This is a genomic window from Pseudomonas sp. D4002 (genome assembly GCF_013385665.1).
Classification (GTDB): Bacteria; Pseudomonadota; Gammaproteobacteria; order Pseudomonadales; family Pseudomonadaceae; genus Aquipseudomonas.
The window spans coordinates 56,821-83,303 of the sequence record NZ_JACAPN010000011.1 but is presented as its reverse complement, the minus strand read 5'-3'; the positions used below and the strand labels follow the sequence as shown (position 1 = coordinate 83,303).

Annotated in this window: 24 protein-coding genes; 10 read left to right on the top strand and 14 right to left on the bottom strand. The window is 62.0% G+C overall.

Annotation, left to right across the window (positions count from 1 at the left end; genetic code table 11):
* Nucleotides 1-86: 86 nt before the first annotated feature.
* From HX824_RS04705 to HX824_RS04695, 3 genes are all read left to right on the top strand, one after another.
* Entirely contained in the window at nt 87-1,424 is a 1,338-nt protein-coding gene (locus tag HX824_RS04705) for a lysine N(6)-hydroxylase/L-ornithine N(5)-oxygenase family protein (protein WP_177041542.1), read from the top strand.
* 68 nt (nt 1,425-1,492) lie between these two features.
* Nucleotides 1,493-2,713: a putative DNA modification/repair radical SAM protein gene (locus HX824_RS04700; RefSeq protein WP_177054190.1), complete on the top strand. Its 1,221-nt coding sequence runs from the start codon at nt 1,493-1,495 to the stop codon at nt 2,711-2,713.
* Complete coding sequence (locus HX824_RS04695; protein WP_003208569.1) at nt 2,710-3,543, top strand: TIGR03915 family putative DNA repair protein; 834 nt, start codon at nt 2,710-2,712, stop codon at nt 3,541-3,543. The genes HX824_RS04700 and HX824_RS04695 overlap by 4 nt, the downstream gene beginning before the upstream one ends.
* A gap of 119 nt (nt 3,544-3,662) precedes the next feature.
* Here HX824_RS04695 and HX824_RS04690 read toward each other — a convergent pair whose 3' ends face one another.
* From HX824_RS04690 to ctlX, 7 genes are all read right to left on the bottom strand, one after another.
* Complete coding sequence (locus tag HX824_RS04690; RefSeq protein ID WP_003208571.1) at nt 3,663-4,160, bottom strand: Lrp/AsnC family transcriptional regulator; 498 nt, start codon at nt 4,158-4,160, stop codon at nt 3,663-3,665.
* 12 nt (nt 4,161-4,172) lie between these two features.
* On the bottom strand, nt 4,173-5,018 hold the full coding sequence (locus tag HX824_RS04685) for an ABC transporter ATP-binding protein (RefSeq protein ID WP_256344069.1): 846 nt from the start codon (nt 5,016-5,018) through the stop codon (nt 4,173-4,175).
* A gap of 3 nt (nt 5,019-5,021) precedes the next feature.
* Nucleotides 5,022-5,735 carry an ABC transporter permease gene (locus HX824_RS04680; RefSeq protein WP_003208574.1) on the bottom strand — a complete coding sequence of 238 codons (714 nt, stop codon included), beginning with the start codon at nt 5,733-5,735 and terminating at the stop codon, nt 5,022-5,024.
* The gene (locus HX824_RS04675) at nt 5,732-6,433 is read right to left on the bottom strand and encodes an ABC transporter permease (protein ID WP_008434488.1); all 702 of its coding nucleotides are present in this window, start codon (nt 6,431-6,433) and stop codon (nt 5,732-5,734) included. The genes HX824_RS04680 and HX824_RS04675 overlap by 4 nt, the downstream gene beginning before the upstream one ends.
* A 160-nt stretch (nt 6,434-6,593) precedes the next feature.
* Nucleotides 6,594-7,373, bottom strand: a complete 780-nt coding sequence (locus tag HX824_RS04670; protein ID WP_003212870.1) for an ABC transporter substrate-binding protein — start codon at nt 7,371-7,373, stop codon at nt 6,594-6,596.
* Nucleotides 7,374-7,729: 356 nt separating this feature from the next.
* A complete protein-coding gene (locus HX824_RS04665) occupies nt 7,730-8,776 on the bottom strand; it encodes an ornithine cyclodeaminase (RefSeq protein ID WP_003212869.1) in 1,047 nt (348 codons plus the stop codon).
* 11 nt (nt 8,777-8,787) lie between these two features.
* Entirely contained in the window at nt 8,788-9,714 is a 927-nt protein-coding gene (gene ctlX, locus HX824_RS04660; protein WP_177054189.1) for a citrulline utilization hydrolase CtlX, read from the bottom strand.
* 284 nt (nt 9,715-9,998) lie between these two features.
* Here ctlX and HX824_RS04655 point away from each other — a divergent pair, with 284 nt between their 5' ends.
* A complete protein-coding gene (locus HX824_RS04655) occupies nt 9,999-10,895 on the top strand; it encodes a GNAT family acetyltransferase (RefSeq protein ID WP_008434482.1) in 897 nt (298 codons plus the stop codon).
* A 139-nt stretch (nt 10,896-11,034) separates the two neighbouring features.
* On the opposite strand, the gene HX824_RS04650 is transcribed toward HX824_RS04655, so the two are convergent.
* The 5 genes from HX824_RS04650 to HX824_RS04630 form a co-directional block, all read right to left on the bottom strand.
* Nucleotides 11,035-12,054, bottom strand: a complete 1,020-nt coding sequence (locus tag HX824_RS04650; protein ID WP_003212864.1) for a branched-chain amino acid aminotransferase — start codon at nt 12,052-12,054, stop codon at nt 11,035-11,037.
* A gap of 195 nt (nt 12,055-12,249) precedes the next feature.
* Entirely contained in the window at nt 12,250-13,629 is a 1,380-nt protein-coding gene (gene lpdA / locus HX824_RS04645) for a dihydrolipoyl dehydrogenase (RefSeq protein ID WP_087694490.1), read from the bottom strand.
* Between the two features lie 3 nt (nt 13,630-13,632).
* Nucleotides 13,633-14,916, bottom strand: coding sequence for a dihydrolipoamide acetyltransferase family protein (locus HX824_RS04640; protein WP_102369558.1), 1,284 nt, complete (start codon nt 14,914-14,916; stop codon nt 13,633-13,635).
* The gene (locus HX824_RS04635) at nt 14,917-15,975 is read right to left on the bottom strand and encodes an alpha-ketoacid dehydrogenase subunit beta (RefSeq protein ID WP_003212859.1); all 1,059 of its coding nucleotides are present in this window, start codon (nt 15,973-15,975) and stop codon (nt 14,917-14,919) included.
* Between the two features lies 1 nt (nt 15,976).
* The gene (locus HX824_RS04630) at nt 15,977-17,212 is read right to left on the bottom strand and encodes a 3-methyl-2-oxobutanoate dehydrogenase (2-methylpropanoyl-transferring) subunit alpha (protein WP_003212857.1); all 1,236 of its coding nucleotides are present in this window, start codon (nt 17,210-17,212) and stop codon (nt 15,977-15,979) included.
* Between the two features lie 195 nt (nt 17,213-17,407).
* Between HX824_RS04630 and bkdR the strand changes: the two genes are divergently transcribed.
* On the top strand, nt 17,408-17,893 hold the full coding sequence (bkdR, locus tag HX824_RS04625) for a Bkd operon transcriptional regulator BkdR (RefSeq protein WP_003212855.1): 486 nt from the start codon (nt 17,408-17,410) through the stop codon (nt 17,891-17,893).
* Between the two features lie 122 nt (nt 17,894-18,015).
* Here bkdR and HX824_RS04620 read toward each other — a convergent pair whose 3' ends face one another.
* Nucleotides 18,016-18,879: an MBL fold metallo-hydrolase gene (locus HX824_RS04620; protein ID WP_003207791.1), complete on the bottom strand. Its 864-nt coding sequence runs from the start codon at nt 18,877-18,879 to the stop codon at nt 18,016-18,018.
* 179 nt (nt 18,880-19,058) lie between these two features.
* On the opposite strand from HX824_RS04620, the gene HX824_RS04615 reads away from it, so the two are divergent.
* Both HX824_RS04615 and HX824_RS04610 read left to right on the top strand, forming a co-directional pair.
* Nucleotides 19,059-20,303 (top strand): FAD/NAD(P)-binding oxidoreductase, encoded by a 1,245-nt coding sequence (locus HX824_RS04615; RefSeq protein ID WP_177054188.1) that lies wholly within the window; start codon nt 19,059-19,061, stop codon nt 20,301-20,303.
* Nucleotides 20,304-20,312: 9 nt separating this feature from the next.
* The gene (locus HX824_RS04610) at nt 20,313-21,128 is read left to right on the top strand and encodes a sulfite exporter TauE/SafE family protein (protein WP_003207794.1); all 816 of its coding nucleotides are present in this window, start codon (nt 20,313-20,315) and stop codon (nt 21,126-21,128) included.
* A gap of 30 nt (nt 21,129-21,158) precedes the next feature.
* On the opposite strand, the gene HX824_RS04605 is transcribed toward HX824_RS04610, so the two are convergent.
* Complete coding sequence (locus HX824_RS04605) at nt 21,159-21,824, bottom strand: response regulator transcription factor (RefSeq protein ID WP_003207796.1); 666 nt, start codon at nt 21,822-21,824, stop codon at nt 21,159-21,161.
* 237 nt (nt 21,825-22,061) lie between these two features.
* Between HX824_RS04605 and ercA the strand changes: the two genes are divergently transcribed.
* The 3 genes from ercA to HX824_RS04590 all read left to right on the top strand — a co-directional run bounded on the left by ercA (nt 22,062) and on the right by HX824_RS04590 (nt 26,137).
* The gene (gene ercA, locus HX824_RS04600; protein ID WP_003207798.1) at nt 22,062-23,225 is read left to right on the top strand and encodes an alcohol dehydrogenase-like regulatory protein ErcA; all 1,164 of its coding nucleotides are present in this window, start codon (nt 22,062-22,064) and stop codon (nt 23,223-23,225) included.
* Nucleotides 23,209-24,579, top strand: coding sequence for a hybrid sensor histidine kinase/response regulator (locus HX824_RS04595; RefSeq protein ID WP_003207799.1), 1,371 nt, complete (start codon nt 23,209-23,211; stop codon nt 24,577-24,579). Before ercA ends, HX824_RS04595 begins: the two co-directional genes overlap by 17 nt.
* Before the next feature lie 79 nt (nt 24,580-24,658).
* Nucleotides 24,659-26,137: a DASS family sodium-coupled anion symporter gene (locus HX824_RS04590; RefSeq protein ID WP_134327016.1), complete on the top strand. Its 1,479-nt coding sequence runs from the start codon at nt 24,659-24,661 to the stop codon at nt 26,135-26,137.
* Nucleotides 26,138-26,483: the final 346 nt, after the last annotated feature.

Sequence of the window (26,483 nt, the reverse complement as noted above, 5' to 3'; positions counted from 1 at the left end):
TATCAACACACGACCTGTTGCTGTGCCTTCAGGTCTCTGAGGCTCTCCCGCCCCACTGCCACGGGGCTTATCCAGAGGACACTGGAATGACACAGGCAATTGCATCGCCCGCCGTTCACGACCTGATCGGTATCGGGTTCGGCCCTTCGAACCTGGCGCTGGCCATCGCCCTGCAGGAACGCGAGAAAGCCCAGGGCAAACTGGACGTGCTGTTCCTCGACAAACAGGCCGACTACCGCTGGCACGGCAACACCCTGGTCACCCAGAGTGAATTGCAGATTTCCTTCCTCAAGGACCTGGTGACCCTGCGCAATCCCACCAGCCCTTATTCCTTCGTCAATTACCTGAAGGCCCACGGGCGCCTGGTGGATTTCATCAACCTGGGTACCTTCTATCCGTGCCGCATGGAGTACAACGACTACCTGCGCTGGGTCTCCGGGCAGTTCCAGGCGCAAAGCCGCTACGGCGAGGAAGTGCTGGCCATCGAGCCGATCCTGCATCAGCAGCAGGTAGAGGCGCTGCGGGTGATTTCCCGGGACGCCCAGGGTGAACAGCACGTGCGCACCACCCGCTCGGTGGTGGTCAGCGCCGGTGGTACGCCGCGTATTCCGGCGTCGTTCAAGGCGCTCAAGGATGACGGTCGGGTGTTCCATCACTCCCAGTACCTGGAACGCATGGCTCAGCAACCGTGTGTCGACGGCAAGCCGATGCGCATCGCGATCATCGGTGGTGGCCAGAGCGCAGCCGAGGCGTTTATCGACCTCAACGACAGCTTCCCGTCGGTGCAGGTCGACATGATCCTGCGCGGCTCGGCCCTCAAGCCTGCGGATGACAGCCCGTTCGTCAACGAAGTGTTCTCGCCGGAGTTCACCGACCTGGTGTTCCAGCAGAACGGCAGCGAACGCGAGCGCCTGGTCAACGAGTACCACAACACCAACTATTCGGTGGTGGACCTGGACCTGATCGAGCGCATCTACGGGATCTTCTACCGCCAGAAAGTTTCCGGCATTGCCCGTCACGCGTTCCGTACCCTGACCACCGTGGAAAAAGCCACGGCCGGGCCGCTGGGTGTGGAGTTGGCGCTGCGCAACAACGCCACCGGCGAAACCAGCCTCAACCATTACGATGCCGTCGTACTGGCCACCGGTTACGAGCGCCAGATGCATCGTCAGTTGCTCGCACCGTTGGCCGACTATATGGGCGACTTTGAAGTCAGCCGCGACTACCGCATCGTCACCGACGAGCGCTGCAAGGCCGGCATCTACATGCAGGGCTTCAGCCAGGCCAGCCATGGCCTGAGCGATACCTTGCTGTCGATCCTGCCGATCCGTGCCGACGAGATTGCCGCGTCGCTGTACGAGTACGACCGCAGCCGCGGCAAGAGCCGTTCGGTGCAGGACGTGTTGCTGGCCACCGCCAGCTGACAGGCTGCACTTGAACCGCGGGGGCGGCTGCTGATACTGTACAAAAAACCAGTATCGGTAGAAGCCCCATGCAGTTGATCGAAAAACTCAGCATCCTCGCCGACGCTGCCAAGTACGACGCGTCCTGCGCCAGCAGCGGTGCGCCCAAGCGCAGCTCGGAAGGCAAGGCGGGGCTGGGTTCCACCGATGGCATGGGCATCTGCCACAGCTACACGCCCGACGGTCGCTGCGTGTCGTTGCTCAAGGTGCTGCTGACCAACTTCTGCCTCTACGACTGCCAATACTGCGTCAACCGCCGCTCCAGCGACGTGCCCCGTGCACGCTTCAGCCCGGAGGAGGTGGTGACCCTGACCCTCGACTTTTACCGGCGCAACTGCGTCAGCGGGCTGTTTCTCAGCTCCGGCATCATCCGTTCGGCCGACTACACCATGGAGCAGCTGGTGCGGGTCGCCAAACTCCTGCGCGAAGAGCATGACTTTCGCGGCTACATCCACCTCAAGACCATTCCCGAAGCCGACCCGGCACTGATTGCCGAGGCGGGGCGGTATGCCGATCGCCTCAGCGTGAATATCGAGTTGCCAACGGACAAGAGCCTGCAAACCCTGGCGCCCGAGAAGCAGATCGTCTCGATCAAGCAGGCCATGCAAACCATCTATACCGGTGAGCAGACGGTGTTCAACGAACCCCGCGCGCCGCGTTTCGCGCCGGCCGGGCAGAGCACGCAGATGATCGTCGGCGCCGATGACACCGACGACAGCACCATCCTCCACAGCGCCGAGGCGTTGTACGGCAATTTCAAACTGCGCCGGGTGTATTACTCGGCGTTCAGCCCGATCCCCAACAGCCCGAAAAGCGTGCCCCTGGCCGCGCCGCCGCTGATGCGCGAGCACCGCTTGTACCAGGCGGATTTCCTGTTGCGCAGATACGGGTTCAGCGCCAATGAACTGTTTGAAGGGCCGGGCGACCTGGCCCTGGATATCGACCCCAAGCTGGCCTGGGCGCTGGAGCACCGCGAGGTGTTCCCGCTGGACTTGAACCGGGCCGAGCCGACGCTTATTGCGCGCATTCCCGGAATTGGCCTGCGCACCACCCAGCGGCTGGTGGACCTGCGTCGCCAGCGCAAGATCCGCTTCGAAGACCTGGCGCGCATGCGGTGTGTGCTGACCAAGGCCAAGCCGTTTTTCATCACCAGCGACTACCACCCGCAGCAAGCGGAAAGCACCAGCGTGCTGCTGCGCGAACAACTGCGCGACCGCCCGCAGCCGCAGCAAATGGGGCTGTGGGGATGATCAGCCTGGAATGCGACAACCTGTTCAGCACCTGGCGCGAGCAGGCGCGCTGGTTGCTCAGCCATCAGATCGACCCCAGCCACGTGAGTTGGGGCGTGGCCGAGGTGGCGGACCTGTTTGCCACCGACGAGCAGTACCCGGCCGAGTGCGGGCCGTTCCAGGCGCGGATTCCCAAGGCGCTGCTGGAGCTGCTGGAGTCTGCCGCGTGTTATCACGGTGAACAGCGCTGGAGCCTGTTGTATGAGGTGCTGTGGCGCGTCAGCCATGGGGACCGCACGGCGATGATGTCGGGGGACAAGCTGGGCAGCGAATTGCAGCGGCGGATCAAGCAGGTGCAGCGCGAGGCCCATCACCTGCATGCGTTTGTGCGGTTTATCGCATTGCCGGCAGAGGCGGGGCCGCAGTTGCCGGAGTACGTGGCGTGGCATGAGCCGGCCCACGATATCTTGAAGGTGGCCAGCCAGCATTTTGTCGGGCGCATGGGGCGTCATCGCTGGATGATCGCCACGCCTCTGGATGGGGTTTATTACGACGGGGAGCAGTTGATTCACCAGCGGCAATGCCCGGTGGAATGGCAGGCGTTGGCGCAGAATGTCGAGGATCCCCACAGTGCGATGTGGTTGACCTACTACAGCCATATCTTTAACCCGGCGCGGTTGAATCCGAAGGTGATGGAAGGGCATTTGCCGAGCCGGTTCTGGAAGAATCTGCCGGAGGGCAAGTTGATTCCGGGACTGATCAGCGAGGCGCGTACGGGCAAGCAGCGGGATGGGCAGGCGAAGATGATTGGGGCGCGTCCAGGCAAGCGAATTTCAAGCGGGCACGGTTAAATGTGGGAGCGGGCTTGCTCGCGAATGCGGTGTGTCAGCAGCACATCCAGCGACTGATACACCGCATTCGCGAGCAAGCCCGCTCCCACATTTGATCTCTATTGCCTGTAGGGGCGGATTCAGGCCAGTTCGGTGGCGGTGTTTTTTACGACCGCCAGCTCGGGATGCGCCACCAATTTATCGATGTGCAATTCATCATTGTTCAGCCAGGTTTCCGTCAGCACGCGGTAGTGCTCCATGTCCCGGCAGCGCATGCGCAGGCTGTAGTCGAACGGCCCGCTGATCAACTGGCACTCGAACACTTGCGGGCAGGCTTTGACACATGCCTCGAACGCCTTCTGCGCCGAGCGCCCGCTCTGGTTGGAGAGGGCCACCAGCACCAGCAGTGACAGCCCCGGCGAGACCATCTGCACGTCGATGATCGCCCCATAACCCCGGATGACCCCGCGTCGTTCCAGCTTGCGTACCCGTTCCAGGCACGGCCTGGGCGTCAGGTGCACCAGCGACGAGAGTTTTTCGTAGGTGATGCGTCCCTGGTGCCGTAACACGTCGATGATGGCTTCATCGATGCGGTCCAGCACAGGTGAGGCGTTCGGTCCGGTGGCCTTGGTATCCATGGTGTGTGGTGTTCACTTCAATCGGTTGGAAAGAAATTGCTGCAAGCGTTCGCTGTTCGGCTGGTCGAGGATATCCGCTGCGCCTTGCTCCTCGACACGGCCCTGATGCAGGAACAGCACTTGGCTGGACACCTGGCGGGCAAAGCCCATTTCGTGGGTGACCATGAGCATGGTACGACCTTCCTCCGCCAACGTCTGTATGACTTTGAGCACTTCTCCTACAAGTTCAGGGTCGAGGGCCGAAGTGGGTTCGTCGAACAGAATGATCTCCGGTTCCATCGCCAGGGCCCGGGCGATGGCCACGCGCTGTTGCTGGCCGCCGGAGAGGAATGCCGGGTATTGGTCCGCCACCCGGCCCGGCAGGCCGACCTTGTCGAGGTACAGGCGTGCGCGTTTTTCCGCCTCGGCGGCGCTCACCCCCAGCACCCGGCGCGGCGCCATGGTGATGTTTTCCAGCACGGTCATGTGGCTCCACAGGTTGAAGTGCTGGAACACCATGGCCAGGCGGGTGCGCAGGTTCTGCAATTGCGCCTGGTGCGGCGCGCGCGTGCCGGCGCGGCCTTGTTGCATTTCGATGCTGATGCCATCGAGGGTGATAACCCCGGCGTCCGGCTGTTCGAGGAAGTTGATGCATCGCAGCATCGTGCTCTTGCCGGAGCCGCTGGCGCCGATCAGGCTGATCACGTCGCCGTTGCGCGCGTTCAGTGAAACGCCCTTGAGCACCTCATGCTCGCCATAGCGTTTGTGCAGGCCTTCGACCTGGAGTTTGACGTTGGCGTTTTCGGCCACGGCGACCGGCTGGGTAGCGGGGCGTACATCGGTGGGATAAGCGGCCAGGGCCTGCGCGGACTGATTCATGGGTTAGCCTCGGGTAGGAACAAGAAAACGCATCCAGCGACGTTCGGCCAGTCGAAACAGGCCCACCAGTGCAAAGGACAGCAGCATGTACAACAGGGCAGCGATGCCGAAGGCCTGGAACGTCAGGAACGTCTCGGCGTTGGCGTCGCGGGCCACCTTGAGGATGTCGGCAATGGTGGCGGTGAACGCCAGGGACGTGGCGTGCAGCATCAGGATCATTTCATTGCTGTAGGCCGGCAGTGCGCGACGCAGTGCGGCGGGCACTACCACAAACAGGTTCAGGCGCCAGCCATGCAGGCCGTAGGCCTTGGCAGCTTCGATCTCGCCGTGGGGGATGTTGCGAATCGCCCCGGCAAAGATTTCCACGGTGTAGGCGCACGTGTTCAGTACAAACGCCAGCAGCGTGCAGTTCAGTGCATTGCGAAAAAACTGGTTGAGCAGGGCGTTGTCCTGCACCACGTCCAGGCCATAGAGGCCGGTGTAGCAAATCAGCAACTGGATATACAGCGGTGTGCCGCGAAACAGGTAGGTGTAGACCTCCACTGGCCAGCGAATCCAGAAGTGTTCCGACACCCGCGCGATCGCCAGCGGGATCGACAGGATGAAGCCCAGCACCACCGAGATAATGAACAGCCACAGGGTCATCGCCACCCCGGAAAAGCCGTTACCGTCGGTGAACAGGTAGGCCAGGCCGTATTGCTGGATCAGTTCGATCATCGCACCATCCCCTTGATGCCCACGTTGTAGCGCCGTTCCAGGCGTTTGAAGATGCGGTTGGAGAGGGTGGTGATCACCAGGTACACCAGGCCCGCGAGGATCAGGAAATACAGCGGGTCATTGGTGGTCTTGCCGGCGTTTTGTGCGGCCTTGACCAGGTCTGACAGGCCGATGATCGACACCAGCGCGGTGGACTTGAGCAGCACCAGCCAGTTGTTGCCCAGGCCCGGCAGGGCAAAGCGCATCAGTTGCGGGAACAGCACCAGGCGAAAGCGCTGCCAGCGGCTCAGGCCGTAGGCGGTGGCGGCTTCGAGTTGGCCGGCGGGCACGCTGAGAATCGCCCCGCGAAAGTTTTCGGTGAAATACGCACCGTAGATAAAACCGAGGGTGATGACACCGGCGGTGAACGGGTCGATTTCGAAGTAGGCCCAGCCGAGCATTTCACTCAGGTCGTTCAGCCACAGTTGCAGGCTGTAGAAAATCAGCAGGATCAGCACCAGGTCCGGCACGCTGCGAATCAGCGTGGTGTAGAGCGTTGCCGGAACCCGCAGCAGCTTGACGCTGGAGAGCTTGGCGGCGGCGGCGAGCAGTCCCAGGGACAGGCTCAGCAGCAGCGCCAGGAACGCCAGCTTGACCGTCATCCAGGCACCCTGGGCCAGCAGCGGGCCGAAGCCTTGCAAGTTGAGGAGTTCATTCATGGGAAGTATCTCGATGGGGCGCAGAGTTTTACTGTGGGAGCGAGCTTGTGTGGGAGCGGGCTTGCTCGCGAAGACAGAGTTTCAGTCAATACATGTGTGACTGACCCACCGCTTTCGCGAGCAAGCCCGCTCCCACACAAGCTCGCTCCCACATGAGGCGTCACTCGTTGTAGATATCCTGATCGCCGAAGTATTTCTTCTGGATCTGTGTGTAGGTGCCATCGGCCTGGACGGCGGCGATGCCTTTGTTGATCAGCTCCACCAGGTCCTTGTCGTTCTTGCGCAGGCCCATGGCGATGTCGAGCGGCAGGGTCGGGTCCTTGAAGGCCGGGCCGGTCTTGAAGTCGGCACCTTCAGGCTTGGACAGGAAGTTGAGCTGGGCTTCGAGCTTGTCGGTGAGGGTGGCGTCGAGGCGACCGTTTTGCAGGTCGGCGTAGTTCTGTTCCTGGGACTGGTACGCCTTGATCTGCGCGCCGAGCTTGGCCAGGTGCGCACGGGCGTAGGCTTCCTGCAGCGAGCCTTGCAGCACGCCGACCTGTTTGCCTTTCAGGGATTCGGGGGTGTCGCCGAAGTCGGCGCTTTTGCGGGTGATCACCGAGGTCGGGCTGAGGAACAGCCGGTCGCTGAAGTCGATGACTTTCTGGCGGGCCGGGGTCACGGCCATGGAGGACATGATGGCGTCGAACTTGCGGGCGCGCAGGGCCGGGATCATGCCGTCGAATTCGTTGTGGACCCACACGCATTTGACTTCCAGCTTGGCGCAGATGGCGTTGCCCAGGTCGATGTCGAAACCTTGCAGGCTGCCGTCGGCGGCGACGGATTCAAACGGTGGGTATTCGGGGAAAACCCCAAAGCGGATTTCTTTCCATTCCTGAGCCTGGGCAGCGGTTGCGGCCAATGGCAGGAGCAGCGCAGCGAAAAGTGATCGGAGCGGAGTCATGTGTATTCCCTATATTTTGTAATTGATGTCAGGGCAGTAGAAAACGGGACGCTAAGGTGAAGAGGCTTTTTGTGGCGAGGGAGCTTGCTCCCGCTGGGCTGCGCAGCGGCCCCAAAATCCCGGGAGCGCTACGCACTCCAGCGGGAGCAAGCTCCCTCGCCACATTGGGCTGTTTGTTGTCAGAGAGAATGCTTCAAGATGGTGCGTTTTTTGTGTCGTTTACCCCTGCCGCGGCGGGCGGAATGTGCTGTTAAAACGCGGGTCACAGCGGAAACGGCTGCGGCACCCGCTGAATCGGCTTGTTGACCGGGTTTTTCCGGCCTGCCTTTCACGCAAAGCGGCAGGCCAGAGCGGTCTCAGGCGCGCTTTTTCTGCTGTGCCACCGGTGCTTGGGCCAGGCGGGCAAACAGGTCCTTGGGGTCGGCAAGGTCCGGCACCAGTTCCAGTTCGCTGCCCACGTCCAGCGCCTTGGCCACGTCCAGTACGTAACGCAGGGCGGAGTAGTCTTCGATGGCAAAACCTACCGAGTCGAACAGGGTGACCTGGCGCGCGTTTTCGCGGCCTGGCGCCTGGCCGTTGATCACTTGCCACAGCTCGGTGACCGGCGAATCTTCCGGCATGTGCTGGATTTCGCCTTCGATGCGGCTTTGTGGCTCGTACTCGACAATCACGCGGGCCCGTTCGACGATTCGTCGGTCCAGTTCGGTCTTGCCGGGGCAGTCGCCACCGACGGCATTCAGGTGCATGCCCGGTTCGATCATCTCGTCCGTGAGGATGGTGGCGTAGGCCTTGTCGGCGGTGACGGTGGTGACGATGTCGGCGCCTTTCACGGCTTCGGCAACGCTGCCTGCCAGGATCACCTTGATCGCCGGGAAGGCTTTGAGGTTGGCGGCCAGTTTGGCGGTGGCCTTGGCGTCGATGTCGAACAGGCGGATTTCAGTGATGCCCAGCATCGCGTGGAAGGCCAGGGCCTGGAACTCACTCTGGGAGCCGTTGCCGATCAGCGCCATGCTGCGGCTGTTGTCCCGGGCCAGGTAGCGCGCCACCAGGGCCGAGGTGGCGGCCGTGCGGATCGCGGTGGTCAGGGTCATTTCCGCCAGCAGCACCGGTTTGCCGGTGTCCACATCACCCAGGGCGCCGAAGGCCATGACGGTGAGCATGCCGCTCTGGGTGTTTTTCGGGTGGCCGTTCACGTATTTGAAGGCGTACAGCGACGCGTCGGACACCGGCATCAGCTCGATCACGCCCTCGGGCGAGTGGTTGGCCAGGCGCGCGCATTTTTCAAAGTCCTGCCAGCGCAGGTAGTCGGCGCGGATGTACTCGGCCATCTCGGTAATGCAGGTTTGCAGGCCTTTTTGCGAAACCAGGTAGCTCAAGTCGTTGACGTCGATATAGCGGGTCATGGGAAGACTCCTTATTGAAATGAGGGGCGGGTGGGCAGATGTACTTCCGCCAACATGCAGCGGGCACTGCCGCCGCCGATGCGTTCGATGTTGTCGATGTTCACCACCACCGGCCGGGTGTGGCGCTCCACGTGCTGGCGCTGGGCGGGCTTGAGGGAGCCCCAGGCGCTGGCCGACATCACCAGCAGCGGCTGGCCGTCGCGGTCATGGACTTCGAGCATGTTGCCGGCGAAGGCTTCCAACTGGTCGAAGTCCAGGGCGACGATGTCTTTGCCGGTGTCGCGCAGGGAGCGTTCAAGGGCCTGGCGCTCGCGGTCATCGGGCAAGGCTTGCAGGCACACCACAGAGAGGTCGCGGCCGACACTCATCATTACGTTGCTGTGGTAGATCGGCGCGTGGTGACGGTCGACGGCGTGGAATACGCAGACCTGGTAGTCCAGGCGTTCGGCGAACTGGCGCAGGGCATCCTGATGGGTCCGTCCGGAATGGCAGGCGTAGCTGATGCGGTGCTGGCGGTCGAGGACCATGCTGCCGGTGCCTTCGAGGAACATGTTCTGTTGTTCGAGGTGGCTGAAGTCGATGGTGTTGTGGATCGCGAAGCGTTGCTCCAGCACTTGCAGTACGCCTTTGTCGCGTTCCAGTCGTCGGTTCCGGCCTTCCATCGGGTACAGCACCAGGCTGCCGTCGGCGTGGCTGCTCCACCAGTTGTTGGGGAAGATCGAATCCGGGGTATGGGGAGCGGGGGTGTCTTGTACCACCAGCACTTCCACGCCGTGATGGCGCAGGGTGTCGACGTAGCCGTCGAACTCTTCCAGCGCTTTCTGCTGTGCCGCCAACGGGTCGAGGGGCGCACGCTGGAAGCGGTTGTTGATCGCGGTGTCCGGGTTGAAGGCGAAGTGCGCCGGGCGGATCATCAGGACAGTGTTGGTGGTTTGCATGGGGGCACGGGTCCATGGGTTGGGCAGTGAGGCTATTTTGTGCGGTGTGAAGGAAGAATCCCGGCTGAAGTGAGGGGGTGGCTCAGCCGGGAAAGCTGAAAAGTGGGGTGGGGCAGCCGAATCGGCTGTGGAGGTGAGTGGAGATCAAAATGTGGGAGCGGGCTTGCTCGCGAAAGCGGTGGGTCAGTTAATAAATTCGGTGGCTGATACACCGCCTTCGCGAGCAAGCCCGCTCCCACATTGGTATTGTGTTGCCTGAGGTTTTTTGTCTGGATGGAGAAACCATGCCCACTGAAGTTCGTCTCGCCCAAACCACCGATGCCGAGGGCATCAGCCAGGTCATCCTGGCGGCCCTGCATGACAGCAACGCCCGGGATTATCCGGCGGATGTGATTGCGCGGGTGGCGAGCAACTTTACTCCCGAGGCTGTCGTGGCGTTGCTCGCGCGTCGAACGGTGCTGGTGGCCATTCAGGATGAGGTGATCGTTGCCACGGCGGCACTTGACGCCAATGTGGTGCGCTCGGTCTTCGTCAATCCGGCGCTGCAAGGGCAGGGCATCGGGCGCTTGCTGATGATTGAAATCGAGCTGCGTGCCCGGGAAGCCGGGGTGACCTTGTTGCATGTGCCGTCTTCGCTGACGGCAGAGCCGTTCTACACCAAGCTCGGTTTCCACACGGTGCGCGATGTCTACCATGGCAATGAGCGCACGCTGGTGATGGAGAAGGCGTTGTCATCCCGCCATCCCATCGGTGTCTATCGCGATCGGGCCCATCGGGCGCAGGTAGTGGCGTTGTGGCAGGCGGCGTTTGGTTATGACGCGGCGCATAACCTGCCGAGCCTGGCGATCGACAAGAAGCTGGCGGTCAACGATGGGTTGTTCTTCGTGGCCACCGACAAGAAGGCGGTGATCGGTACCATCCTCGCCGGCTACGACGGGCATCGTGGCTGGTTGTATTCAGTGGCGGTGCACAACGACTATCGCCGCCAGGGCCTGGGCGCCTCGTTGGTGCGGCATGCGGAGCAGGCGTTGACGGCGCTGGGTTGCATGAAGATCAACCTGCAGATCACCAGTGGCAATGACGCGGTGATGGGGTTTTATGAGGCGCTGGGTTATGGCGCGGAGCCGCGGATCAGCATGGGCAAGAAGATCCTGGAAAACATCCCGATGGATAAGGCCTGAAGCCCGGTTTTCCAAGCACTGAAAGCAAATGTGGGAGCGGGCTTGCTCGCGAATGCGGTGGATCAGCCAATAAATCTGTCGACTGACACTCCGCTTTCGCGAGCAAGCCCGCTCCCACAGTTTGGTTTTGCAGTGTTGCTTAGACCTTGACGATCCAGCCCTCAGGCGCTTCGACGTCGCCGGACTGTACGCCAGTCAGCTCTTTGTAGAGCTTCTGGGTGACCGGGCCGACTTCTTTTTCGCTGTAGAACACGTGCAGCTTGTCTTTGTACTCGATGCCGCCGATCGGGGTGATCACGGCGGCGGTGCCGCAGGCGCCGGCTTCCTTGAAGTCCGACAGCTTGTCGATCAGCACGTCGCCTTCAACCACTTCCAGGCCCAGGCGCGATTTTGCCAGCTCGATCAGCGACAGGCGGGTGATGCCTGGCAACACCGACGGCGAGTTCGGGGTGACGAACTTGTTGTCGTGGGTGATCCCGAAGAAGTTGGCCGAGCCGACTTCTTCGATCTTCGAGTGGGTGGCCGGGTCGAGGTAGATGCAGTCGGCGAAGTTGGCTTTTTTCGCCAGGGAACCGGGCATCAGGCTGGCGGCGTAGTTGCCACCGACCTTGGCTGCGCCGGTGCCGTTGGGAGCCGCACGGTCGTAGCCGGAGATCAGGAAGTTGTGCGGGGTCAGGCCGCCCTTGAAGTAGGCGCCGACCGGGATGCAGAAGATCGAGAAGATGAATTCCGGCGCGGTGCGCACGCCGATGTTGTCACCGGTGCCGATCACGAACGGGCGCAGGTACAGCGCGCCGCCGGTGCCGTACGGCGGGATGAACCGCTCGTTGGCGCGGACCACTTCCTTGCAGGCTTCGATGAAGGCGTCGGTCGGCACTTGTGGCATCAGCAGGCGGCCACAGCTGCGCTGCATGCGCGCGGCATTCTGGTCGGGGCGGAACAGGTTGATCGAACCGTCCTTGCAGCGGTAGGCCTTGAGGCCTTCAAAGCATTGCTGGCCGTAGTGCAGGGCGGTGGAGCCCTCGCTGATGTGCAGCACGTTGTCGTCGGTCAGGGTGCCTTTTTGCCACTCGCCGTCTTTCCAGGTCTGGAGGAAACGCTTGTCGGTCTTGATGTAGTCAAAACCCAGCTTGTCCCAATTGATGCTTTCGTTACCCATGACACCCTCTATCTTTTGTCAACCGCCTGGTCGAAGGCAGGCTTATGGTTTATTTCTGGATGGGCGCAACAATACTTCATTCTTGGCTTGTGTGGGAGCGGGCTTGCTCGCGAATGCGGCGTGTCATTCGATGCATTCGGTGCTGATCCACCGCTTTCGCGAGCAAGCCCGCTCCCACATTTGAACTTCGCCATTTTATAGATGCAATGCATGCCCCAGGGCCCGCAGGGCTGCTTCCTGTACCGCTTCGCCGAGGGTCGGGTGGGCGTGGATGGTGCCCGCCACGTCTTCCAGGCGTGAACCCATTTCCAGGCTCAGGCCGAAGGCCGTGGACAGTTCCGAGACGCCAACGCCTACCGCCTGCCAGCCGACGATCAGGTGATTGTCGCGGCGCGCCACTACCCGCACGAAGCCGGTTTTCGACTCCAGGGTCATGGCCCGGCCATTGGCGGCGAACGGGAAGCTCGACACGATGCAGTCCAGCCCGGCCGCCCTGGCTTCGTCCGGGGTCTTGCCGACCACTACCAGTTCCGGGTCGGTGAAGCACACCGCCGGGATCGCGGCCGGGTTGAATTCGCGGGATTTACCGCTGATCAGTTCGGCGACCATTTCGCCCTGGGCCATGGCCCGGTGGGCGAGCATCGGTTCACCGCTGAGGTCACCGATGGCCCACACATTGCGCATGCTGGTCTGGCAGCGGCTGTCGATCTTGATCGCCGAACCGTTCATGTCCAGGTTCAAGGCTTCGAGGTTCCAGCCCTGGGTGTTGGGTTTGCGACCAACGGCAACCAACACCTGGTCGGTTTCCAGCGACAGCGTCTCGCCGCTGGGGTCGCGCACTTGCAGGGTGTTGTGCTCAAAACCGGTGACGCTGTGTTTGAGGAACACCTTCACCCCCAGTTGCTTCAGGGATTCGGCCACCGGTTGGGTCAGTTCGGCGTCGTAGGCCGGCAAAATCCGGTCCTGGGCCTCAACCACGCTGACCTCGGCACCGAGCTTGCGATAGGCAGTCCCCAATTCCAGGCCAATGTAGCCGCCGCCCACCACGATCAAGCGTTTCGGGATGCGTTTCGGCGCCAGGGCTTCGGTGGAGGAGATGATCGGCCCGCCAATCGGCAGCATCGGCAGGTTGACACTTTTCGAGCCGGTGGCCAGCAACAGGTGTTCACACTGGATGCGCTGGTCGCCGACATCGACGGTCTTGCCGTCCACGACCTTGGCCCAGCCCTGAATGACCTGGACCTTGTGTTTTTTCAGCAGCGCGGCTACGCCGGTGGTCAGGCGGTCGACGATGCCGTCTTTCCATTCAACGCTTTTGCCGATGTCCAGGGTCGGCACATCGACTTCGATACCCAACGGCGAACCCTGGCTGTGGTGCACGGTTTGCTGGAACTGTTCGGCGACATGGATCAGCGCCTTGGACGGAATGCAGCCGATGTTCAGGCAGGTGCCGCCCAGCGATTGGCCTTCCACCAGGATGGTCGGGATGCCCAGCTGGCCGGCGCGAATCGCTGCCACGTAACCGCCAGGCCCGCCGCCGATGATCAGCAGCGTGGTGTGCAATGTTTGAGACATGGGTTACTCCAGGAACAGGCTGGCGGGTTGTTCGAGCAGGCCACGGATGGCCTGGATGAATTGCGCCGCGTCCATGCCATCGACCACCCGGTGATCGAAGGAGCTGGAGAGGTTCATCATCTTGCGGATCACAATCTGGCCCTTGATCACCATCGGCCGCTCGACAATGCGGTTGACCCCGACGATGGCCACTTCCGGCAGGTTCAGCACCGGGGTGCTGACAATCCCGCCCAACGCACCGAGGCTGGTCAGGGTGATGCTCGAGCCCGACAGCTCATCGCGACTGGCCTTGCCATTGCGCGCCGCATTCGCCAAGCGATTGATTTCTTGCGCCGTGCCCCACAGGTCGCGGGCTTCGGCGTGACGCACCACCGGCACCATCAGGCCGACATCGCTCTGGGTGGCGACACCCACATGCACCGCGCCGAGGCGGGTGATGACCTGGGCTTCATCGTCATAACGCGCGTTGATCTGCGGATAGTCGCGCAATGCGACGACCATGGCCCGCACCAGGAACGGCAGCAGGGTCAGCTTGCCGCGGGTAGCGCCGTGTTTCTCGTTGAGGTGCACGCGCAACTCATCGAGGGCCGTGACGTCGATCTCTTCCACATAGCTGAAATGCGCGGCGCGCCGGGTGGCGTCCTGCATGCGCTGGGCGATCTTGCGGCGCATGCCGATCACCGGGATTTGCTGCTCGTCGTTGCGTTCGGCGTACGGGTTGGAGGCCCCGGAATTTTTCGCCGGACCCTGGAGCAAGTAAGCGTCCAGATCTTCATGCAGAATCCGGCCGGCCGGGCCGGAGCCCTGGACCAGTCGTAGCTGGATGCCAGCATCCAGCGCATGTTTGCGCACGGCCGGGGAGGCCAGCGGGCGGTCATCGGCCTCGCGGGCCACGGGCGCTTGCGCAGCCGCCACCGCAGGTTTGGCTGCCGGCTTGGGTTCAACCACCGGCGCGGCCCTGGCTTCGACTTTCGGTGCAGGAGCCGGTGCCGGCGCGACCTCTTCAACCACCGCCGACAACGCCGACTCCCTGGTATTGCCTGCGCCTTCCACTTCGATACTGATCAAAACACTGCCCACCGCCATGACTTCCCCCGGCTCGCCGCCGAGGGAAATCACCTTGCCGTGCACCGGCGACGGAATGTCCACCATGGCCTTGTCGGTCATCACGTCCGCCAGCACCTGGTCTTCTACCACCAGGTCGCCGACCTTGACGTGCCATACCGACAATTCAACTTCTGCGATGCCTTCGCCAATGTCCGGCATCTTGATAACGTGCGTGCCCATTCAGACCTCCATAACCCGATGCAAAGCCGCGCCCACACGGGTCGGGCCAGGGAAATACGCCCACTCTTGCGCGTGGGGATACGGGGTATCCCAACCGGTGACGCGCTCGATCGGCGCTTCCAGGTAGTGGAAGCAATGCTCCTGCACCAGCGCCACCAGCTCGGCGCCGAACCCGCAGGTACGGGTGGCTTCGTGAACGATCACGCAGCGACGGGTTTTCTTCACGGAATTGACGATGGTTTCCAGGTCCAGCGGCCACAGGCTGCGCAGGTCGATGACTTCGGCGTCGATGCCGGTTTCTTCGGCGGCGACTTGCGACACATACACCGTGGTGCCGTAGGTGAGGATGGTCACGTCCTTGCCCGGGCGGGCGATGGCGGCCACATCCAGCGGCACGGTGTAGTAACCGTCCGGCACCTGCGCTTGCGGGTGTTTCGACCACGGGGTTACCGGGCGGTCGTGGTGGCCGTCGAACGGGCCGTTATACAGGCGCTTGGGTTCGAGGAAGATCACCGGGTCATCGTTTTCGATGGAGGCGATCAGCAGGCCCTTGGCGTCGTACGGGTTGGACGGCATCACCGTGCGCAGGCCGCAGACCTGGGTGAACACCGCTTCAATACTCTGGCTGTGGGTCTGGCCGCCGTAGATGCCGCCGCCGCAGGGCATGCGCATGGTCAGCGGTGCAGTGAACTGGCCGGCCGAGCGATAACGCAGGCGGGCGGCTTCGGAAATGATCTGGTCGGTGGCAGGGTACACGTAGTCGGCGAACTGAATCTCGGCCACCGGCCGCAGGCCATAGGCGCCCATGCCGACCGCCACGCCGACGATCCCGCTTTCGGAGATCGGTGCGTCGAACACCCGCGAGGTGCCGTACTTGTTCTGCAAGCCTTCGGTGCAACGGAACACGCCGCCGAAGTAACCGACGTCCTGGCCGAACACCACCACATTGTCGTCTCGCTCAAGCATCACATCCATGGCCGAGCGCAAGGCCTGGATCATGGTCATGGTCGTGGTGGTCATGGCGGTTTCCAGCTCGATATTGTTGTTGTGATCGTTCATGTCAGATCCCCAACTCTTGACGCTGGCGCTTCAAGTGCTCCGGCATCTCTTTATAAACGTCTTCGAACATGGTCGCGGCGCTTGGAATCTGGCCACCGGCCAGGGTGCCGTACTGTTCGGCTTCTTTCTGGGCCTTGAGCACTTCGGCTTCAAGTTCGGCACTGACCGCCGCGTGTTCCTCTTCGGACCACTGACCAATCTTGATCAGGTGCTGCTTGAGGCGGGCGATCGGGTCGCCCAGCGGGAAGTGGCTCCAGTCGTCGGCGGGACGGTATTTGGACGGGTCATCGGAGGTGGAGTGCGGGCCGGCACGGTAGGTCACCCATTCGATCAGGGTCGGGCCCAGGTTGCGGCGGGCACGTTCGGCGGCCCAGGCGGAGGCGGCGTACACCGCGACAAAGTCGTTGCCGTCCACCCGCAGGGAGGCGATGCCGCAACCCACGCCGCGTCCGGCAAAGGTCGTGGCTTCACCGCCGGCAATGGCCTGGAAGGTGGAGATCGCCCACTGGTTGTTCACTACGTTAAGAATCACGGGTGCCCGGTACACGTGGGCGAAGGTGAGGGCGGTGTGGAAGTCGGACTCAGCGGTGGCGCCGTCGCCGATCCAGGCCGAGGCAATCTTGGTATCGCCCTTGATGGCCGAGGCCATGCCCCAGCCCACGCCTTGTACGAATTGGGTGGCGAGGTTGCCGGAAATCGTGAAAAAGCCGGCATCTTTTACCGAGTACATGATCGGCAACTGGCGGCCCTTGAGCGGGTCGCGCTCGTTGGACAGCAGTTGGCAGATCAGGTCTACCAGCGGCACTTCCCGGGCCATCAGGATGCTTTGCTGGCGGTAGGTGGGGAAGCACATGTCGTCGATGTTCAAGGCCAGGGCCTGGGCGCTGCCGATGGCTTCTTCGCCGAGGCTTTGCATGTAGAACGACATCTTCTTCTGACGCTGGGCGACCACCATGCGGTTGTCGAAGATCCGCGTCTTGAGCATGGCGCGCATGCCCTTGCGCAGAATCTCCACCGGCACGCCTTCAGCCCATGGGCCGAGGGCCTGGCCCTGATCGTCGAGCACGCGAATCAGGCCCTTGGCCAGGTCGGCGGTGTCGGCGGGTTCTACGTCGATTGGGGGTTTGCGCACCAGGCCAGCGTCAGTCAGGCGCAGGTAGGTAAAGTCGGTCTTGCAGCCTGGGCGGCCCGAGGGTTCGGGAACGTGCAGGCGCAGTGGTTCGTACTGCTGAGTCATGGCTTTCTACGCTCTATCTTGTGAATTTCTTGTAGTGGGCGCGGTAGCTGACAGTCCTTCTTCGGGTAGAAGAAATCTTGTCCTACAACAATCATAGGCTCGGCTCAGAAGAATATTTATCTCTGTTTCATTGCGTTGGAGATCATTTGGGGATAAAAAAACTGCATAAACATAATAAACAGGTGGTTTTGTCTCATGCGCAAACTGGACCGTATCGATATCGGCATTCTGAACGCCCTTCAGGAGAACGCTCGCATCACCAACGCCGACCTGGCCCGTTCGGTCAACCTGTCGCCCACGCCGTGTTTCAACCGGGTCAAGGCCATGGAAGAACTGGGGCTGATTCGCGACCAGGTGACGCTGCTGGACGCCGACCTGCTGGGGCTGCACGTCAATGTGTTCATCCACGTCAGCCTGGAAAAGCAGAACGAATTGGCATTACAGCAATTCGAAGGGGCGATTTCGGATCGCCCCGAAGTGATGGAGTGCTACCTGATGGCCGGCGACCCCGATTATCTGATTCGGGTGCTGGTGCCCACCATCCAGTCCCTGGAGCGTTTCATGATGGACTTCCTGACCAAAGTCCCGGGTGTCGCCAACATCCGCTCCAGCTTTGCCCTCAAGCAAGTGCGCTACAAAACCGCGCTGCCGCTACCGGCTAACGGCATCAACCTCGGCTAACGAACGACACAAAACAAATGTGGGAGCGGGCTTGCTCGCGAATGGGGAGTGTCAGTCACCGAAAATATAGACTGATACACCGCATTCGCGAGCAAGCCCGCTCCCACATTTTGTAGTGCATTTCAAAGCTGGTTGAGGGGAATCTTCAAATAAACCACCCCATTTCCTTCCGCCGGCGGCATCACCCCGGCCCGCACATTCACCTGAATCGCCGGCAACAACAGCGTGGGCATGCCCAACCCGGCATCCCGCGTGGTGCGCATCTCGACAAACGCCGCCTCATCCACCCCGTCATGCACATGAATATTCCCCGCCCGCTGTTCAGCCACCGTGGTCAGGCACTTGGCTGCGCGTCCTTCGGGCGGATAGTCATGGCACACATAAAGGCGGGTTTCAGGCGCGAAGGCCAACAACTTGCGCATCGACCCATACAGCTGGCGCGCATCCCCACCAGGGAAATCGCAGCGCGCCGTGCCCACGTCCGGCATGAACAGCGTGTCGCCCACCAGAATCAACTGGTCATCAATCAGGTAAGCCATATCCGCCGGCGTATGCCCCGGCACATGCAGCGCCTGGGCCTTCAGGTTGCCGATGTGAAACACCTCATCCGGCGCAAACAGATGGTCGAACTGCGACCCATCCACCCGAAACTCCGGCTCCAGGTTGAACAGGTTCTTGAACACTCCCTGCACCTTGCTGATGGACTGGCCAATCGCGATCTTGCCCCCCAGCTGGCGACGCAAATAAGGCGCAGCCGACAGATGATCCGCATGGGCGTGGGTTTCCAGCAACCACTGCACCTGCAAGCCATGCTCGCGCACAAACGCGATCACCTTGTCCGCCTGGCCGGTGCCGGTGCGTCCGGAGGCCGGGTCGTAGTTGAGCACCGAATCAACGATGGCGCATGGGCCACCGTCCGTTTCATAGACGACGTAGGTGTAGGTCGACGACGCCTCGTCCAGAAAGGATTGAATCAACGCTGACATGACGGGTTTCCCAGATAGCTAATGGCGACTTACATTCAGTTAGGTTTCCACATAACCTTGTGAGCTTAAGTGAATTAAAGGACCCGAGGCAAAGGATGGCATCGTGGTGGCAAACAGCTAGGGCGTGGTGCCATACGGCAACGACCCTTGCGTGCATTAACTGAAAAAGGCCATAGACCATGAACGACCAACACTGGGGACCTACCATCAGTGGCGATATCGTTGTCATCGGTGGCGGCTCGGCAGGCATCGGCCTGCTGGCCAGCCTGCTCAAGCGCGACCCGCACCTGAACATCATCCTGATCGAGCCCAACGACCACCACTACTACCAGCCGGCCTGGACCCTGGTGGGCGGTGGGGCTTATGACGTTACCAGGACCGTGCGCCCCATGGCCGACGTGCTGCCCAACGGCGTCACCTGGATCCAGGCCGCGGTCAGCGAATTACTGCCCGACGAGCAAACCCTGGTGCTCGACAGTGGCCAGCGCGTCAGTTGGAAGAACCTCATCGTGTGCCCGGGCCTGCGCCTGGCCTGGGAGAAGATCGAAGGCCTGCAAGAGACCCTCGGCCGGCATGGCGTAACGTCCAACTACAGCTATGAGCACGCCGCCTACACCTGGCAGCTGGTGCAGCAACTCAAAAATGGCAAGGCGATCTTTACCCAACCGGCCATGCCGATCAAATGTGCCGGCGCTCCGCAAAAAGCCATGTACCTGTCGTGCGATCACTGGCTCCGCCAGGGTGACCTGAAAAACATCAAGGTCGAATTCAACCTGGCTGGTGCCGCCTTGTTCGGCGTGCCGACCTTCGTGCCGCCGCTGATGAAGTACGTTGAAAAGTACTCGGCGCAACTGGCATTCAACTCCAACCTGGTCAAGGTCGACGGCCCCGCGCGCAAGGCCTGGTTCGAAATCAAGGACGCCGAAGGCAATGTGCGCGTCGAAGAGAAAACCTTCGACCTGCTGCACGTCGTCCCGCCACAGGTCTCGCCGGACTTCATTCGCCACAGCCCCCTGGCCGATGCCGCCGGCTGGTGCGAAGTGAATCCCCAGAGCCTGCAACACCTGCGCTACCCGCACATCTTCGGCCTGGGCGATGTGTGTTCCACCACCAACGCCAAGACCGCCGCGGCGGTGCGCAAGCAAATCGTGGTGGTGGCGGAAAACCTGCTGGCCCTGCGCAGACAGGCACCGTTGCCCCTCAAGTACGACGGCTATGGCTCCTGCCCGCTGACCGTGGAGAAGGGCAAGGTGGTGCTGGCCGAGTTCGGCTATGGCGGCAAGTTGCTGCCGACCTTTCCCCTCGACCCGACTGTGGCGCGGCGTTCGGCGTGGTTCCTCAAGGCGAGTTTCCTGCCGTGGTTCTACTGGAACGGCATGCTCAAGGGCCGCGAGTGGCTGACCCGTCTGGCCAAGGTGGATTGAGGCAACCCTATGCTGCTGGCAAGTTTTCTGGGCGTGTTGATGGGGTTGGTCATGGGCTTGACCGGTGCCGGAGGCGGCATTCTTGGTGTCCCGGCCCTGGTATTGGGGCTGGGGTTGACCATGACCCAGGCCGCGCCCGTGTCGTTGTTCGCGGTGGGCGCGGCCGCTGCCGTGGGGGCTGTCGACGGTTTGCGCCATGGCCTGGTGCGTTACCGCGCGGCGCTGCTGATTGCGCTGCTTGGCGCGCTGTTTTCGCCGCTGGGGGTTTTCTTCGCCCACCAGATGTCGGAGAAAGTCCTGATGGGCCTGTTCAGTGCGCTGATGGTGCTGGTGGCCTGGCGCATGCTGCAACGGGAGAAGCTTGAGGCCGGGCCGAGCGACCACGGCACCGCGTCCTGGGGCCAGAAGAACTGCATGCTCGATCAACAGACCGGGCGCTTTTCCTGGACCGCCAAATGCACCGCCACCCTGGCCGCCCTCGGCGCAGTGACCGGTGCGGTATCGGGCCTGCTCGGCGTGGGCGGCGGCTTCCTGATCGTACCGGCCTTCAAGCAACTGACCGATGTGCAGATGCGCGGCATCGTCGCCACCTCGCTGATGGTGATCAGCCTGATCTCGTTGATCGGCGTGATCGGTGCGTTTCATGCCGGGGTCAGTATCGAGCCGATGGGCTGGGTGTTTATCGGTTCGAGCATTGTCGGCATGTTGGCGGGGCGGCGCCTGTGCTCGGTGATCAAGGCGCGCACCTTGCAGGTGGGTTTTGCCACCCTGTGTGTGCTGGTGGCGGCGGGCATGCTGTTTCGGGCCCTCATTCAGGTGCCTTGAAATGCGGTCAGCATCCCGCCCCTACGGGTATCAGCGCCGCAGGTAGGCACCAAAGTCGATGTCCCCGGCGCTGAGAATCGCCTGCACCCGATTGTGCACGTTCAACTTGCGCAGGATTGCCGAGACATGGGCCTTCACCGTGGTCTCGGCAATCTCCAGGCTATAGGCGATCTGCTTGTTCGAGTCACCCTTGGTCATCCGCTCCAGCACCAGCAATTGCTTGCGGGTCAGGGCCTGCAGCAGCTCCGGCGCAAGCCCCAGGCAATCATTCATGCGCCGTTGCCCGCCGATTTTCTGGCTGCGAATAATCTCCGGCGGCAAATACACATTGCCGTTGAGAATCTGTTGGATTGCCTCGGTCATCTGCAGCCTGGGCGAGGACTTGGTGATAAACCCCACCGCGCCATAGGTGATGGCTTGCAGCACGACCTGCTTGTCCTGCTCGGCGGACACGATCACCACCGGAATCGTCGGCGACTCGTTGCGCAGGTTGATCAGGCCATTGAGGCCGTGCATGCCCGGCATGTTCAGGTCCAGCAGGATCAGATCCAGATCGTCGTGCTCCTGGCTCATGGTCAGGGCGCTGTCCAGGTCGCCGGTTTCCATCACTTCGCTGCCCGGGAACCCGTCGCTGATGACGTTGTGGATCGCCTCGCGAAACAGTGGGTGATCGTCGGCTATCAGAATTTTGTACATGGACGTTCGCCTTATTATTTTTGCTTATTCAAGCAGGTCCGATCCATAGGGTCATGCGCCCATTACATGCCAGTCTCGATGCCTTGGGAATGCGACGATAGAGAGGGGAATCAGTACCAAAGTAGTAGATCGTGCCGTACGTCGCGGTTTCAGCGCCACCCATTGGTCTGATTGCAATCAGTGTCGGATGGGTTAGTGTGGAGCGCATCTTCCAGAATAATAAAAACAGGCTTACCAATGAGCCCGAACCTGAGTCTCCTGCGTAAATTCGTTTCCCCTGAAATCATCTTTGGCGCCGGCTGCCGGCACAACGTAGGCAACTACGCCAAGACCTTTGGCGCGCGCAAGGTGTTGGTGGTGAGTGATCCCGGCGTGGTTGCTGTCGGCTGGGTGGCCGATGTCGAGGCCAGCCTGCAAGCGATCGGCATCGACTACTGCCTGTACACCGCCGTTTCGCCCAACCCCCGGGTTGAAGAGGTGATGCTCGGCGCCGAGGTCTACCGTGAAAACCATTGCGACGTGATCGTCGCCGTCGGTGGCGGCAGCCCGATGGACTGCGGCAAGGCCATCGGCATCGTGGTCGCCCATGGCTGCAGCATCCTCGACTTCGAAGGCGTCGACACCATCCGCGTGCCGAGCCCGCCGCTGATCCTGATCCCGACTACCGCGGGCTCCTCGGCGGATGTCTCGCAGTTCGTGATCATTTCCAACCAGCAGGAGCGCATGAAGTTCTCCATCGTCAGCAAGGCGGTGGTGCCCGATGTTTCACTGATCGACCCGGAAACCACGGCGAGCATGGACCCGTTTCTCTCGGCCTGTACCGGCATCGATGCGCTGGTGCATGCCATCGAGGCCTTCGTGTCCACCGGCCACGGCCCGCTGACCGATCCCCACGCGCTGGAAGCCATGCGCCTGATCAATGGCAACCTGGTGCAGATGATCGCCAACCCCGGCGACATCGCCCTGCGGGAGAAAATCATGCTGGGCAGCATGCAGGCCGGGCTGGCGTTTTCCAACGCGATCCTCGGCGCGGTGCATGCCATGTCCCACAGCCTTGGCGGCTTTCTCGACCTGCCCCATGGCCTGTGCAACGCGGTGCTGGTGGAACATGTGGTGGCGTTCAACTACAGCGCGGCACCGGAGCGTTTCAAGGTGATTGCCGAGACCTTCGGCATTGATTGCCGGGGCCTCAACCACCGGCAAATCTGCGGCCGGCTGGTGGACCATTTGATCGCGTTGAAGCATGCGATCGGCTTCCATGAAACCCTCGGCCTGCATGGGATTCGAGTGGCGGACATTCCCTTTCTGTCGCAGCACGCCATGCACGACCCGTGCATCCTTACCAACCCGCGTGAATCCAGCCAGCGTGACGTCGAGGTCGTCTATGGCGAAGCTCTCTGACGATCAGCAACGGGCACTCGCGGGGCTCCTGGGGCTGGGCAACCACTCGGCGCGCAAGAGTCATTACCCCGAACTGACCGCGCGCCTCGACGAGCTGGAAGCCGAGCGCAATCGCTACATCCGCCTCAACGACGAATTGGAACAGCGGGTCGCGGCGCGTACCGACGAGTTGCTGGAAGCCAACCGCAACCTGCAACAGCAAATCGCCCAGCGCGAGAAGATCGAGCAGGACTTGCGCGATGCTCGGGATGCCGCCCAGGCCGCCAACCGCAGCAAGGACAAATACCTTGCCGCCGCCAGTCATGACCTGCTGCAACCCCTCAACGCCGCACGCTTGCTGATTTCCACCCTGCGCGAGCGCAACTTGCCCAGCGTCGAACACGTGTTGGTGGAGCGCACCCATCAGGCCCTGGAAGGCGCCGAGGATTTGCTCACCGACTTGCTGGACATTTCCCGACTCGATCAAGCGGCGGTCAAGCCGGACATCGCCCTGTACCGTCTCGACGAACTGTTCGCACCGCTGGTCTCGGAATTCCAGTCGGTGGCCGCGGCGTCCGGGCTGAACCTGCGGGCGCGTACAGGCCATTACGCAATCAACACCGACCTGCGGCTGGTGACGCGGATCCTGCGCAATTTCCTCAGCAACGCCTGCCGCTACACGAGCGCGGGCTCCATCCTGCTGGGCGCCCGCCGCCGGGGTGAGCGGTTGCGCCTGGAGGTGTGGGACACCGGGCGCGGAATTGCGGCGGACCGCCTGGACGCCATCTTCCTGGAGTTCAATCAACTGGACGTGGGCCGCGCCGCCGACCGCAAGGGCGTGGGTCTGGGGTTGGCGATTGTCGAGCGTATCGCCGAGGTCCTCGGTTATCCGGTGGCGGTGCGTTCGTGGCCGGGGCGCGGTTCGATGTTCAGCATCGAAGTCCCCATCAGCGAGGACATGCCGCTGCCCATCAGTGTGGTGGCCGCGCAACCGAGCACCGGCAACCCGCTGCCGGGGAGGCGGCTGCTGGTGCTGGATAACGAAGTCGGCATCCTCGACAGCATGAGCGCGCTGCTTGGGCAGTGGGGCTGCGAAGTGGTCACTGCGACCGATCAGGCCGGCGCACTGGTTGCGTTGCAGGGCAGGGCACCGGAGCTGATTCTCGCGGACTATCACCTGGACCATGGCGTGGTGGGCTGTGAGGTCGTGCACCAGTTGCGCGAGCATTTTGGCTGCAGGATTCCGGCAGTGATTATCACCGCCGACCGCACCGACCAATGCCGCCGTGCATTGCAGCGCCTGGACGTGCCATTGCTGAACAAGCCGGTCAAGCCCGGCAAGTTGCGGGCGGTGTTGACCCAGTTATTGGCCTAGCCACTTGATACCCGTCAACACCGGGCGTGACGCTTTGCCTCATGCTGTGGGCCAGATTTCACGGCCGACGGAGAACCCCATGAGTGCCCCCGCAACAACAGCTGCTTCATTCAAGTTGCCCCTGGGCCTGGTGGTCGGCGTACTGGTGATGGTCGGCGTGCTGCTGTTGCCGCTGCCGGCCGACTTGCCGGTGGCCGGGCACCGGATGCTGGCGATCCTCGCGTTTGCGGTGGTGGTATGGATCACCGAAGCGGTCTCCTACGAGGCCAGCGCGATCATGATCACCTCGTTGATGGCGTTTTTGCTCGGCACTGCGCCGTCGCTGCAAGACCCCACGCACCTGATCGGTTCCAGCCCGGCGATCAGCATGGCGTTGACGGGGTTTTCCAACCCGGCGCTGGCGCTGGTGGCCGGCGCGTTGTTTATCGCCGCAGCCATGACCCATACCGGGCTGGACCGGCGCATCGCGTTGGTCACCCTGACCCGCGTGGGTACCAGCACCCGGGGCATTCTCGTCGGGGCAGTTGCCGTGACCATCCTCTTGAGCCTGGTGGTGCCCAGCGCCACGGCCCGCAGTGCGTGTGTGGTGCCGATCATGATGGGGGTGATTGCCGCGTTTGGCGTGGACAAGCGTTCGAATATTGCGGCCGGGATCATGATCGTCGTGGCCCAGGGTACGAGCATCTGGAACGTCGGTATCCAGACGGCGGCGGCGCAGAACCTGCTGACGGTTGGCTTTATGGACAAGATGCTGGGGCAGCGGGTGTCGTGGATCGACTGGTTGATCGCCGGGGCGCCGTGGGCGCTGATCATGTCGGCGGTGTTGTTGTTTTTGGTGTTGAAGCTGCTGCCGCCGGAGAGTGACAGCATTCCCGGAGGCAAGGAGGCGGTGGCGCAATCGCTGGTGGACATCGGGCCGATGACGGGGCCGCAGAAGCGCTTGCTGACGGTGTCGGTGTTGCTGTTGTTGGCCTGGGCCACGGAAGGGCGGTTGCACAGCTTTGATACGACCTCGACGACGTATGCCGGGCTGGTGTTCTTGCTGATGCCGGGGATTGGGGTGATGACCTGGAAGGATGTGCAGTCGCGGATTCCGTGGGGCACGGTGATTGTGTTTGGGGTTGGCATCAGCCTGGGGACGGCGTTGCTGACCACCCAGGCGGGGCAGTGGCTGGGGTCGCAGGTGGTGGCGCATACCGGGTTGGACCAGGTGGGGCCGCTGGGGGTGTTTGCGATTCTGGGGGCGTTTTTGATCGTGATTCATTTGGGGTTTGCCAGTGCCACGGCGTTGACCTCGGCGTTGTTGCCGATTTTGATTGCGGTGTTGCAGACGTTGCCCGGGGAGTTCAGTCGGCTGGGGATGACGATGCTCCTGGGGTTTGTAATGAGCTACGGGTTTATCCTGCCCATCAATGCGCCGCAGAATATGGTGTGTTTGGGGACCGGCACGTTTACCGCGCGGCAGTTTGCCAAGGTCGGGATTTTGGTGACGTTGATTGGGTATGGGTTGATGTTGGTGTTTGCGGCTACGTATTGGAGTTGGTTGGGGTGGATTTGAGGTGGGGGGCATATCCGTTATTTCGGTAACGGCCGCTTATGGTTCCGCTCTTACAGCGGCCCGCTTCGCACTGCCTGCGTTCGGCCTCGGGCTCATTGGGGCAGTCAGATCAAGGTCAAAAGCAAAAGCACAGCGGCCTACCGGCCGGCTTGAGTGTTAAAAGCAAAAGCAAGATCCAGAGCGAAAGCAGAGCTGCTTTTCTGTGGGAGCGGGCTTGCTCGCGAAAAACCTGAGAGCGCCGCGTTCATTCAGGATGCCCGCGTCATCGTTAACGACCTTCGCGAGCAAGCCCGCTCCCACATTTGACCGTGCCCGCTTTAGCTGTTGATTTACAACACTCAAGCCG